We start from the raw sequence: 12,602 nt of genomic DNA, 5'->3' as shown, positions 1-12,602 counted from the left end.
AAGATTAAATTGAACTTGTATTTGTTTGATAATCAGGTTTTAATAAAAAAAATAGCCCATAAAATAATTATGGGCCGTAAAGTATTTTTAAGAATGAGGATTTTAACCATTTTCCGGTCGGAAGAAAAACTCTTCTTTCACAATTTTGCCATCTTTCACTTCATAAACGGCAATTTCACTACTTTTTGAGCGCTGACCTGTCGGTTTGAAAGTCGCATCCATCATGATTGTGCAAGAAAAGAAATCATCTGCAACAATCGGATCTGAGACAGAATAACCATGAGGTTCCATCATTTCCATAAATTGTTTTCCTTTCTGAGCAAGACCTTCTCTCCCTTTTACTTCTTTTACAGGAGCGCCATCAGGTTCAATACTGACACAATCATCAGCATACAGTTCTGCTTGGGCTTTTTCAAATTCCCCGATGCGGCAAAGTTCTACTAAACGTTTAGCAATTTCGTGAATAGTCATAAGTTAAGTTTTTGTTGATTTAACGTAAGTATCCAAGAGCAAGTAGTTATATATTATATATATAGCAATGGAGTACTCTTTAATAGAATAGATTCAATACATTTATTGACTATTGAATATACTTTGATTTTTTAGATCAACCTATTTATTTTGATAGAAGATCTGTATTATTTTTTAACCTTATCATTTATGAAAGCCAGTTTAAAATCCATTTCAAAAGAATTGAATATTTCTCCAGGAACAATTTCAAGAGTACTCAATGGTAAGGCCAAAGAATATAGGATCAGTGAAGCAACCGTAAAACGCGTCAAAGCCTATGCTCAGAAAGTAGGCTATACTCCCAATTTGGTGGCTAAAAGCCTTCAGGCTTCAAAATCGTTTACTATTGGTTTGATTTTGCCTGATATCAGCAATCCTTTCTTCAGCACCATGGCCAAACATATAGAACAGCAAGCCTCCGCAATGCATTATTCTATATTATTAATGGATTCTGATGAGCAATTGGAGAAAGAAACAAAGGCATTGCAACAATTATATAGTAGAAAAGTAGACGGTATTATTCTATGTCCAGTAGGGTTTGAAGGTTCTCATTATAAAGAACAATTCAAAGACATGGGAATTCCTGTAGTATTTGTTGATCGTTATTTAAAAGGTATTGATGTGCCATTTGTATCTTCCAATAATTATAAAGGGGCCTATGATGCGGTTGAGTTTTTAATTCAAAAAGGACATAAAATAATAGGTTTAATTCAAGGAGACCAAAAACTGCTCACTGTCAACGAAAGAGAAAAAGGCTTCAAAAAGGCATTGCAGGATTATAACATTTCATTTAATACAAAATTGCTTCTGGGTAACGGTTTTAATGAAGAAAACGGTTATGTTTCCATAATGCAACTATTAAAAGAAAAAAATAAACCAACGGCAATACTATGTATGAGTAATCAAATATGCTTGGGTGTTTTAAAAGCCGCCAAGGAACTTCAATTAAACCTCCCTCAAGATTTGTCCATCATTTCATTTGATGAAAACCCTTATGCAGAATATATCACACCTTCTCTCACGACCATCAAACAGCACAATGACAAGATGGGGGCCAAAGCATTTAACTTAATATATGACCTAATACAAGGTCAAAAATCAGAAGATCCATCTTTTTTAATTGATACTGAAATAATAGAACGCCGAAGTATTTTTGCCCTTCTTTAAGGCTTTTGCAAAATATCACTAACAAGAATTCATATGAAATCAATAGCAAACTTATTTATCCTTTTTCTTTTTATGATAAGTTGTTCGACAAAGGAGAAGCAAACTTCAACTTTAAATTATAGAATCTTGCATGTTGTTGAAGGTGATTCTTTATTCATAACAAGAGAATATGATCTTGTAAAAGATAATCATGATGGAGTGGAAGTGTATCAATATGTCAATTTGGAAGATAAGAAATGGAATATGACTTTTAAGTATAATAAGAGTACAAAGGTTTTATCTTTTGTTTTATCTGATTTTGAATTGAAAGAGAAAGATAAATATTTTGACCCAAGCCTATCTTCTATGAAGTTTGATTTATATACTTTATCCCAGCCTGTTATTGACGGTCATGGTCCCCTTCTTTTCAATACAGATTATGGAATTCTCAAACTTGATAATGGTATGTGGACGTCCTTCATTTATCTGAGGGAAAGCGATACTACAAATAAGGTACAACAGATCCTTACTATTGTAAGAGAATAAAACAATTCATGAAAGTCTTCCTGATTATTATTTAACGTAATTAAAACATTTAATTCTTTTTTCAGATTTAAATTTTATTTAATATTACTGCACAAACGATTGTAGCATATGGATGCTCTATTTTTTTAATTGGATAGCACAAACGTTTGTACTATAAAAACAACACATTATCATGAATAAAAAAATTATTGTAATAGGCAGTTCAAATACAGATCTCGTAGTGCAAAGTGAACGTTTACCTAAAGCAGGAGAAACAATTATTGGAACAAGCTTCTTCCAGAATCAAGGAGGAAAAGGAGCAAATCAGGCTGTGGCTGCTTCTCGTTTGGGAGGTGATGTTACTTTTGTGGCCAATGTTGGAAATGATGCTTTTGGGAGGAATGCCATTACATCATATCAAGAAGCAGGTATTGATGTAAATTATATCCAACTGGTGGGTGTACCTACAGGAATGGCTATGATTAATGTAGATGCCAATGCAGAAAATTGCATTGTGGTTGTTCCTGGTGCAAATAATACGTTATCTAAGAAAAATATTGATGCGATAGAGAAGCAGTTGGACGAAAACTCAATTGTATTGTTACAGCTGGAAGTACCTATTCAAACAGTAGAATATGCAATTTTGGAAGCAAAAAACAATGGTTCAACAGTGATTCTCAATCCAGCACCAGCCCAGTCCATCAAAGAAGAGGTTTTGACGAAAGTGGATATCATTACTCCCAATGAAACAGAATTAGAATTATTGACCAAGATAAAAGTGATAGACGAAAGTACAATGTTGAAAGCTGTCAATATTTTACATGCCAAAGGTATTGATACGGTGATTGTGACTTTAGGATCTAAAGGCTGTTTCGTTTCTACTTCAACAATTAAAGAATATTTTTCAGCACCAAAAGTAGAAGCAGTAGATACTACAGGAGCCGGAGATGTTTTTAATGGAGCACTAACAGCTCATTTATCTAAAGGTCAATCATTTGAAGATACAATTCAGTTTGCTTTAAAAGCCGCTTCAAAATCTGTCACAAAAGCAGGAGCTCAGGAGTCAATTCCTCTGCTTTCTGAATTATAAAAGTCAATTGAAAGTTTACAATGATTTAGTTGACAAAGTACTAACCAACTTGAAATGAAATGTTTATTGTAGAAAATTATTTATTGGCAGTAGTGCTTTGCATTATTACCATGCTATGTTGGGGCTCATGGGCCAACACTCAAAAACTAGCAAGCCAGAAATGGAACTTCCAATTGTATTATTGGGATTACTCCATTGGAGTATTACTTATAGCATTAATCATGGCCTTTACCTTGGGGTCATTCGGAGAACAAGGAAGACCTTTCATCGAAGACTTAAGTCAAGCTGATTCTTCAGCACTGTTAAGTGCATTTATAGGTGGAGTGGTTTTTAATGGTGCCAACTTATTGTTAGTGATTGCCATTGAGATCACAGGAATGGCCGTGGCGTTTCCGGTAGGAATTGGTTTAGCATTAGTGATTGGAGTGATGGACAATTATCTGAAGGAACCTTCAGCTGATAGTACTTTGATATTTACAGGTGTTATACTTATTGTCTTTGCCATAATTTTAAATGCTATTGCTTACAAGCGCCTTCCAAATCAGTCATCCGGAAGTTTCAAAGGATTAATTATCGCCTTAATTGCAGGGGTTGCTATGGGTTTCTTTTACGGTTTTGTAGCAGAATCCATGTCTATGAACTTTGTTACACCAAAAATAGGAAAATTGACACCTTATACCGCATTAGTCGCCTTTTCATTCGGTATATTTATCTCGAATTTTGGGTTCAATACTGTTAATATGTATAAGCCAATTGCTGGTGAGCAGACTTCCTACCATCAATATTTCAAATTGGGAACACCTCAGCTTCATTTTATTGGAATATTAGGTGGCGTAATTTGGGGCATTGGAATGGGACTTAATATTTTGGCCTCAGAAGTTGCAAGTCCAGCCGTATCTTATGGATTAGGACAAGGAGCCACAATGGTCGCTGCTTTTTGGGGAGTAGTCATTTGGAAGGAATTTAAGACAGCTCCTTCAAGTACAAGTAAGTTATTGAATTTCATGTTTTTACTTTTTATTATCGGTTTAGGTTTAATCGTTTACTCTAAAATATAAATGAAACAACTAATCAAATTACTACTCTTCTTGAGTACCGCATACTGCACAACATCCGTTTTCGCTCAGGAAAAAACTAAAGAAAAAATCATTTTTGATTGCGATTTAGGAGATGATATTGACGATATGTATGCCTTAGCAATGATGCTGGCAAGCCCAGAGTTTGAAGTGATAGGAATTGTGATGGATTTTGCCAATACACCTGAAAGAGCGAAGATGGCATTAAAACTATTATATGAGCTAGGCTTGGATGATATTCCAGTAGTTGTTGGGAGAAAAACAAGTGAAGTTTACTCACCACAATACATTTGGGCTGAAGGGTTTGATAAACTTCGACCTTCTTCCATGGATGCTGTTGAATTTATATCTACTACTTTAGAGAAATATCCCAATGAGATAAATTTGGTGACAGTAGGACCTGTTCCAAACATGAAAGATCTCTTAGCAAAGGATGCTTCTATTTTGAAAAAGGCAAAGCACATTTATTCCATGTTCGGATCATTCAATATGGGGTATGAGAGTGCAACTACATCAAGTCCTGAATGGAATGTTGTAGCTGATGTAGAAGCTTCAAAAGCTTTTGTTGAGGCGGATAAAGACGGCAAAATTACTTATGTACCATTGGATGTTACCGCATTTGTAAAAGTGAATCAGGAGAATATGAATCTTCTACAAATGAGAAATTCTATACTGACAGATGCAATTTGTGCCAACTATGTACTATGGCGTTATATGCATTATGCTAAAGACCTGAATTATATTCCTATTGTTTATGATGCTGTGGCATTAGGGGTGATTTTATGGCCAGAACTTTTCCATATTGAAGAAGGTCATGTGGAGGTAAATGACAAAGGATATACTTCCATTAATCCAAATAAAAAACCAAATGCAAAAATTGCATTACATATCAATAAGGAAGAGTTTTTGAATAGAATGATGGAGCGATTACTACTGCAGAACTTAAGCAGAGACAGCCATAAATAGAAGAGGGAAGTTAAAAAAGTAGAGCATAAAAAGCTTGCAGAAATATCAATTGATAGTTGACAAAACTTAGTATAGATTGTACTAAAAACTTAATTAAAGAAATGAAACGAATTATTATCAGCATTTTATTACCCATTATTATTTGTTCTTGTAACACTGCAGAAGAACAAAAAGAAACGATCAAGAATCCTTATTTAACCTATCAGAAATATGAACCTAAACCTACTGATTTAATAATTTCAAGAGCAGAATACAAAGATAAACTGTATGGTTTTTGGCTGGGACAATGCATTGCCAATTGGACTGGGTTGATCACAGAAATGGATAAAATTGGTAATATTGGAGAAATCAAAACCGGAGCTTTTTACACCAGAGAAGATTGGGGGAAAAAAGATCTTCCAAGTATTTGGGGGCAGGGGGTACCTAGTGATCTTTCTGAAACAATTGATTTTGTATTGAGGAAAAAGGGTGAAGTTTGGGGAGCAGATGATGATACTGATATTGAATACATCTATCAACATTTGATGTATACTAAGCAGAAAAGCATTTTATTTCCAGAAGACATCAAAGAAGGTTGGTTGAAGCATATTCAAAAAGAAGAAGAAAATTACCTCTGGGTGTCCAATCAAAAAGCATTTGATCTAATGCATGAAGGTATTCTTCCTCCAGAAACCAGTAATCCAGAAATCAATGAACATTATGACATGATTGATGCTCAGTTGACTACGGAGATTTTTGGATTTTTTGCACCAGCAAGAATGGATGTTGCTCAAAAATTGGCATATCTGCCCATCAGAACTACAGCAAGAAAAGAAGCAGCTCAAATTTCTGAGTTTTATGTGAATATGTATTCCTTGGCTTCATTAGTAGATCAGAAAATATCTCAAAAGGAAAAAGTTTTGTGGATGGCAAATGAGGCTAGACAGCAAATGAAACAAGAAAGCTATGTGACTAAAATGTATGATTTTGTGAAAGCTGAATATTTAAAAGGCACAAAATGGGAAGACGTAAGAGATGCACTTTATGAAAAATACCAAGTCAATCAAGAAGACGGGTATCACATCACTTCTAAAGAATTATACTGTAATGGTTGTTTTGCTGCAGGAATCAATTATGCAGCAAGTCTAGTTAGCTTATTTTACGGAGAAGGAGACCTGAAAGAAACCATCAAGATTGGTACATTGGCTGGCTGGGACTCAGACAACCCAACAGCTACATGGGGAGGAATGATCGGTTTTATGATTGGAAAATCGGGCGTTGAAGAAGCCTTCGGTACCGATTTGTCAGATCAATTTGATATCCATAGAACAAGGCAGAACTTTCCATTAGATAGTACTGACAACTTCAATAACATGTCGGAAATAGGTGTTTTCATTGTAGATAGAGTAGTACAGGAAGAGATGAAAGGTGGCATCGATCTTGAAAATGATTTATGGTACATTCCAACAAGAAATTAAGAAACTCTATTAAAGCATGTATGAAACATCTCTATTAGTAAAAGTTCACCCTTTCAGAACGTGGCTTTATTAATTTCCTCACAACCTAAAATGGGAAATTTTTACTTCTGAAAAATATATTCCACACAAGCCTTTATAAAAAGATAGGCTATGTCTCACAATATGCGGACATAGCCTTTATTCTACAGTGTATATTTATAGAGCATGTATAGTCATACTCTGCCATTTAGATAAAAAAATCAGGATATATTAAAAAAGGCCTGTTAATTTGAACATTGTGGTCCGCATATAAGCTCTGTAGAACTTATTCGCATCCATATCCACAATCCCAAAGTTGTGCTGCACACTAAATTTTACATTTCTAAATCGAATGCCAGCACCAATGATTGCATAAGCGTCATGTTTTTTGAAGCCTGGAGAGGGATCAGAATTTTCTTTTTTTACAAACCGATGTTCTTCATGGATTTTGAGACTTCCATCTGTTGTAATTGAACTTCCTTTGTATCTGTTTTCATAAGCCATACCAATATCAGCGGATATAGCCCAATGTTTTCCAAGTGTAATTTGTGGATGGAAAATCAACGGAATATCCCATGAAAAAATCTCGGTATCTCTAACAATATTGTAACCATCTGATAATTGATTTTCAAATCGTTTCTTAGAAATACCTATACCAATTTCCCACGAAAAATACTTTCCCTGATTGAAAAGCATACCAGTACCAAAGCGCCAGCCGTCTTTGGTAGAAGAACTTAAATTGGGATCATTATCGTAATGCACATTTGTATGAACAAGTGAAGCATCTAAGAAGAAATAATCCCAATAGTCATTAACATTTACTTTCTGAGCTAATAAATTAGAGGTTGACAGGAAAAAGAGAATGAGTAAAAGTACAGCATTGGTTGTTTTTTTCATGATAACTTTTGAATGAAAAGAGAATTAAAAAATGTATTGCATCAATACATTGTTGATTAATGTTATTTAATTTATTCTCTCTTAAGACAACTCATTACACCATGAGGACAATTTTTTCTCAATAAAATTTTAAATTAAGTACTAATCTCAAAATAGATCATATTTAATTTTTTAAGTACTGCATTGTAAATTAGTTTACCGTAAACTTTCAGTCAATTATTCTACAGGCTTTTATGTCCTACTTTCAAGCTTCCTTCTTCTTCATTTTTCCATTGATGAAAAACGAAACAAAAAATATAGGCTTAGAAGTCAAAAGCTAAATTTCATTCCACTCGCCTAAATGATTTTAAACTCGCTTTGTCAAACGAGAAAATCATTTTTAACGGCTCAATTCATGAAATTCTTAACGTTTTTCCCTTCAATGCCAGGGGGAGTACTACCAAACTATAATAAGTGGAAAGCTCAATGGCGCGAATGTTAAGTGTTAACGTCATTCGTGTCCTTCAGATCATCAGAAATCTCCTGATTTCTAAACACTATAAATAACGAAAACTTAGTTTACAGAGTAGTACTAAGCTAAAAATACATCATAGTTACTTCTAATTTATTTTTTGTGAGTACAACGCTAAAAAATGTATTAATAGTGGTTCTATTAAAAGTTTTTTGAAGGAAGTAATCGGAAAACAATAACTAGTATTAGATAATTTTGAATTTGTACTTATAAAGCATCCAAATAAGGTTTCATATTCTCTTTATTGTGCAAATGACTGCTATGGCGCTGCAAGAAATTTAAGATCTTTGATGCCACTTCAACATTAAACATCTTATTGGAAAATTTTCCTGAGTTGATTAATAAAAGTTCAGCTTCAGGAAGATCTTTTAAATAGGATTTTGCTCCTTCAAAATTTGTGTTAGCATCTTCCTCTCCCCAAATAACAAGGGTTTTGGGTTGTTTTTCATTCAACATTTCTTGCCACTCAGGAAAACGCTGAATGATAGTTTTATAATCTTCAAGAAGTTGCATCATGGCTAATTTTTGTTTCTCCGTTTGCACAAAATGAAGATGATCTTGCCAGTCTCCGATTGTATAGTTTGAGGTGTCGATGGTATTGGAATGCACTTCATCATTTTCACCACTGATGGTCCACAAGTAGTCCAAATGAGCATTGGAACTATCACTGTCTGCATTTTTATAAAGTGCTTGTCTTTTTTCTGGCAAAGCATCAATATAGAGTTCCGCGTTTTGGACGATGAGGGCATCTATTTTAGCAGGACTTCTTTCTATCAGTTGAAACCCAACATTAAAAGCTGAGTTTTGAATGTATAAAGTGTAGGTGTCAATCTCCATTTCCTTTAAAAAAGCCTCCATATAATCGGCAATCAAAGAAAAAGTGAATGGCGTTTTTCTAGGATCAATACTGTTGGTCCAATCCGAGTCCGTATTGTCTGGTGCAATCACATGATAATGCGAAGCCAGCATAGGCATAAGCTCATCAAAGGTATTTCTATTAGTAGGAAAACCATGCAATAACAATAAGGTTGGATTTAAAGCGTTCCCGGCGGTTCTGTAATAAAACGGCACACCGTTTACTCTTCGATGTTGAAGTTTAATTTCTGGTTCTTTGTAAAATTTACTATTCATATGTCTAGCTTCCTTGTTGCTATAATCACAAGATGCCAATATCAAAGTAAAGAATAGTATTAGAAGTCTAGTTAAATTCATAAAACTGAAGCTGATGTTAGTAAGGTTTAAGTTGAGTAAATATAAAATAGTGAAAAATGATGTGCAATAAACCTCGTTAGGTGATGATCTATAAGAATTTAAAATTTAACTTAAAGATTTGTTTTACAGTGTATTAGGGTGTTGTGAATATTTGTGATTATTTGTCAATATCAAGGAGGGTATGTTAAAAAAGTCTTTTGGATTTTTTAGATTCAAAAGACTTTAATCAGGTTAGAAATCACTAGACTGCACTTCCAGCTACTTCATTTTCAACTTTTTGAATAAAATCAGTGAGCTGAATATTTTTATCGAGATTCAGTTTCTTCCTCAATCTATATCTTGATGTTTCTACACCTCTAACGGAGAGGTTCAATGCATTTGCAATATCTTTGGTAGACATGTTCATCTTGATGTAAGCACAAATTTTTAATTCTTGAGTACTCAGTTGAGGATAGTTTTCCTTGAAGTATTCAAAGAAATCGGAATGAATCAAATTAAAGTGATCTTTGAATCTAGCCCAATCTTTTTCATCATCAATATCCTTACTGATACGGTTGGCTAAGTGCTGGATTTCCTTGGCAACAGCAACATTTTCTGCTTTGGTAGAAACCTTTATCAAATCATTTTTGATAGTGGTTAAGAGTTCGTTGCGTTGCGTAAGGTGGAATGTAGAAAGTGCTAGTTCTTTGTTCTTAAAACTAATTTCCTGATCGTGTTTTTCTTGCACAAGCTGTTTGATGGTATCATCTTGATCCACAATTTGCTGTTCCTTTTGTCCTACAATATTCAGCCATTTTTTAGAATACCTCAGCTTAGAAAGTTTCACAATCCCAAACGTAAAACCACAAGCCATTAAAGCATAGAAAAGGTAGGCTAAAGGACTTCTGTACCAAGGGGGCAACACTTCAAATTGAATTTCCTTTTGAGCACTTACTTCTCCATATATGTTTTTTGCAGTGACTTTAAATGTGTAATTTCCCTCTTTTAGATTGGTGTAGATACTTGCATTTTGTGTATTCCAAGGTTTTGGAATTTTATCAAACCCTTCAAGAAACGTTTGATAAGTATTATATTCTAATCCATCAAAGTAAGGAGTTGCATAGTCAAAAGTGACATCATTGAAATCATAAGATATTTCAATTTTCTCGTCTTCCTTAACAAGAATACAGTTGCTTTCAATCCCATTAGAATTTGTGAAACTTCTGATAGATAGCGGAATACTCTTTTGCACACCTCTTTTAAATCGAGGATTAAATAATATGAAACCTTCTTTGGCTGTGATCAATACGTTGGAAGGATCAATACAAATAATGGTCTCTAAATCATCACTGATATACTTATTGATTCTCTCAAAAAGCTGACGTTCCACATAAGGATTATCAGAGTTCAAATCATAAATTAAACCTACTTTGTTATTCTGAATAAAATAGACATTGCCATGCGTATCATTCACCAAACATGAAACACGTTCTCTACCAAGAATCTTTGTGAATTTTTGATCTCTTTCAAATTGATCTTTCTTCTGATTGTATTTAAAAATACCATTTTCACCGCAGAAAAGTAACTCATTATTCACCTGGAATAAATTGATCAATACATTGGAATAGAAGCCTTTTTCTTTCCCATAAAAATCAACAGAGTTTACTTTATGGTTATCAAAATCAATGGTCAATTTGTAGACTCCTTTAAAACCATGACTGATCCAAAGCGTATTTTCATCCTCCAAGGCAAGTAATCGGGCTGATTCTTCAAAACCATCAATTTTATGAGTAATCCATTCCTTATTTATCTTTTTATGAATATAAAGACCATCATAAGCTCCTCTTAAAAAAGTATCTTTCTCTTTATTGAATTGAAGCACATTCCAAGCACCTTTGATAGAAGATACGAGTTCATTTTGAGTTTCATTAATAACATATAATCCTTCGTGTTGCCCTTGAAACAAACGGTTGCCTATTGCTTTCAGTTTGTAAGTATGACCAATATTCAATCGCTTGTAATGAGGTTCATTGTTTGGAAGTTTTGGACTGTATTTATAAACACCGTTAGTGGTTCCCAAGTAGAGTTCATTTTGATAAGCAGTAGCCGAATATCCTCCGCCTTCAATGCCTACTTTCTCATTAATCAAACGGAATGGAGAGTGAAGTTCAATATATGAAAGCCCATTACGATGTGCTAGCCAAAGGTTTTCAGATTGATCTTGAAAAATATTGTAAACGGTCATATCTGCAAGTCCATTCTTTTTATTCAAATGCAATACAATTTCTCCATTTTCATTCAAAATAAAGAGACCATTATGTTGAGTAGCGATTGCAATACTGTTGTCTTTCAGTAAAGTAGCGTGGTTGATTTTTGCTTTTTCAAAATTGGGCCAAATAGAACGCATCCAAGGCTTAAAACCCTCACCATTGTTGATGAGTAATTTTCCATCATGTGACAAAGCCAGCAAAGATCCGTTGGGGAAGTTGATGATGGATCTTAAAATATGTCCTTGCAAGACTTCAGTACCTTCATACTGTGGCAATATTCTTTTTTCATTCCAGTTCAAGAGGCCTACATTGGGAGAACTTGAAATAAAATCTCCTTTGATGTAAAAACTGTAGCGGATGTTTTTGGGAGGAATTAACGTCTCCACTTTTCCATCGTGATAAATAAATATTCTTTTATGGGAACAGAAAATGACCTCATTCGTTCTTTTTCCTTGGTAGATGTTCCAGATTTCATCAAAACTGACGTTCTCTTCTATTAAAGACCGTAAAGAATGATAGGTTAGTTCACCCTGATCATTCCTAGCAAAGTAGCCAAATTCATTTTGTCCACCCACATAAATTTTTTCTCCAAGAGCATAAACACTCTTGAGATTATTGTTCCCTTTGCTCAAAGTATAAGTTCTCCATGCTACGCCATCAAATTCTAAAAGTCCAAAGTTGTTGGCGATATAAATGAAACCGTTCTGGTTTTGAGTAATACTCCAATTTTGTGAGCCTGCCTTATATGTAGTAGCAGAGAAAGTATTCACAATAGGAATTCCAATAGTTAAGTTTTCTGCTAATACGGTATTGAAAAAACTGCTAATTAGAAAAATAAGTAATAATTGATATTTCATATGATAGTTTTTATGTGTATTGGGGTGAATTTTTTATTGATTTTTACCTCAACACCCAGTGTTTTAAAAAGTGTGATGTACTTAAGAT

The 12,602-nt window shown here is 34.0% G+C and carries 10 protein-coding genes; 6 read left to right on the top strand and 4 right to left on the bottom strand.

Annotation, left to right across the window (positions count from 1 at the left end; all coding sequences use genetic code 11):
• Positions 1-102: 102 nt before the first annotated feature.
• Complete coding sequence (locus AVL50_RS08760) at positions 103-471, bottom strand: nuclear transport factor 2 family protein (protein ID WP_062616115.1); 369 nt, start codon at positions 469-471, stop codon at positions 103-105.
• A gap of 189 nt (positions 472-660) precedes the next feature.
• Here AVL50_RS08760 and AVL50_RS08755 point away from each other — a divergent pair, with 189 nt between their 5' ends.
• The 6 genes from AVL50_RS08755 (at position 661) to AVL50_RS08730 (ending at position 6,770) form a co-directional block, all read left to right on the top strand.
• A complete protein-coding gene (locus tag AVL50_RS08755; RefSeq protein WP_062616114.1) occupies positions 661-1,677 on the top strand; it encodes a LacI family DNA-binding transcriptional regulator in 1,017 nt (338 codons plus the stop codon).
• Between the two features lie 33 nt (positions 1,678-1,710).
• On the top strand, positions 1,711-2,202 hold the full coding sequence (locus AVL50_RS08750) for a hypothetical protein (RefSeq protein WP_062616113.1): 492 nt from the start codon (positions 1,711-1,713) through the stop codon (positions 2,200-2,202).
• Positions 2,203-2,374: 172 nt separating this feature from the next.
• Positions 2,375-3,271 (top strand): ribokinase, encoded by an 897-nt coding sequence (gene rbsK / locus AVL50_RS08745; protein WP_062616112.1) that lies wholly within the window; start codon positions 2,375-2,377, stop codon positions 3,269-3,271.
• Between the two features lie 59 nt (positions 3,272-3,330).
• Entirely contained in the window at positions 3,331-4,329 is a 999-nt protein-coding gene (locus AVL50_RS08740) for a multidrug DMT transporter permease (RefSeq protein WP_062616111.1), read from the top strand.
• A complete protein-coding gene (locus tag AVL50_RS08735) occupies positions 4,330-5,313 on the top strand; it encodes a nucleoside hydrolase (protein ID WP_062616110.1) in 984 nt (327 codons plus the stop codon).
• Positions 5,314-5,414: 101 nt separating this feature from the next.
• Entirely contained in the window at positions 5,415-6,770 is a 1,356-nt protein-coding gene (locus tag AVL50_RS08730; RefSeq protein WP_062616216.1) for an ADP-ribosylglycohydrolase family protein, read from the top strand.
• A 249-nt stretch (positions 6,771-7,019) separates the two neighbouring features.
• Here AVL50_RS08730 and AVL50_RS08725 read toward each other — a convergent pair whose 3' ends face one another.
• The 3 genes from AVL50_RS08725 to AVL50_RS08715 all read right to left on the bottom strand — a co-directional run bounded on the left by AVL50_RS08725 (position 7,020) and on the right by AVL50_RS08715 (position 12,514).
• Positions 7,020-7,685 carry a hypothetical protein gene (locus AVL50_RS08725; protein ID WP_062616109.1) on the bottom strand — a complete coding sequence of 222 codons (666 nt, stop codon included), beginning with the start codon at positions 7,683-7,685 and terminating at the stop codon, positions 7,020-7,022.
• Between the two features lie 718 nt (positions 7,686-8,403).
• A complete protein-coding gene (locus AVL50_RS08720; RefSeq protein ID WP_062616108.1) occupies positions 8,404-9,327 on the bottom strand; it encodes an alpha/beta fold hydrolase in 924 nt (307 codons plus the stop codon).
• A gap of 322 nt (positions 9,328-9,649) precedes the next feature.
• Positions 9,650-12,514, bottom strand: coding sequence for a LuxR C-terminal-related transcriptional regulator (locus tag AVL50_RS08715; RefSeq protein WP_062616107.1), 2,865 nt, complete (start codon positions 12,512-12,514; stop codon positions 9,650-9,652).
• Positions 12,515-12,602: the final 88 nt, after the last annotated feature.

Origin of the sequence: Flammeovirga sp. SJP92 (genome assembly GCF_001583495.1) — a bacterium.
Taxonomy (GTDB): domain Bacteria; phylum Bacteroidota; class Bacteroidia; order Cytophagales; family Flammeovirgaceae; genus Flammeovirga.
Note: the sequence above shows the minus strand (reverse complement) of the source record. Positions and strands in the feature narration are given on the sequence as shown.

What these genes read in the sequence shown, in the direction of transcription:
- rbsK (WP_062616112.1), top strand. Translation starts at nt 2,375, where the DNA reads ATGAATAAAAAAATTATTGTAATAGGCAGTTCAAATACAGATCTCGTA.
- AVL50_RS08730 (WP_062616216.1), top strand. Translation starts at nt 5,415, where the DNA reads ATGAAACGAATTATTATCAGCATTTTATTACCCATTATTATTTGTTCT.
- AVL50_RS08760 (WP_062616115.1), bottom strand. Translation starts at nt 471, where the DNA reads ATGACTATTCACGAAATTGCTAAACGTTTAGTAGAACTTTGCCGCATC.
- AVL50_RS08725 (WP_062616109.1), bottom strand. Translation starts at nt 7,685, where the DNA reads ATGAAAAAAACAACCAATGCTGTACTTTTACTCATTCTCTTTTTCCTG.
- AVL50_RS08720 (WP_062616108.1), bottom strand. Translation starts at nt 9,327, where the DNA reads ATGAATAGTAAATTTTACAAAGAACCAGAAATTAAACTTCAACATCGA.
- AVL50_RS08740 (WP_062616111.1), top strand. Translation starts at nt 3,331, where the DNA reads ATGTTTATTGTAGAAAATTATTTATTGGCAGTAGTGCTTTGCATTATT.
- AVL50_RS08750 (WP_062616113.1), top strand. Translation starts at nt 1,711, where the DNA reads ATGAAATCAATAGCAAACTTATTTATCCTTTTTCTTTTTATGATAAGT.
- AVL50_RS08735 (WP_062616110.1), top strand. Translation starts at nt 4,330, where the DNA reads ATGAAACAACTAATCAAATTACTACTCTTCTTGAGTACCGCATACTGC.
- AVL50_RS08715 (WP_062616107.1), bottom strand. Translation starts at nt 12,514, where the DNA reads ATGAAATATCAATTATTACTTATTTTTCTAATTAGCAGTTTTTTCAAT.
- AVL50_RS08755 (WP_062616114.1), top strand. Translation starts at nt 661, where the DNA reads ATGAAAGCCAGTTTAAAATCCATTTCAAAAGAATTGAATATTTCTCCA.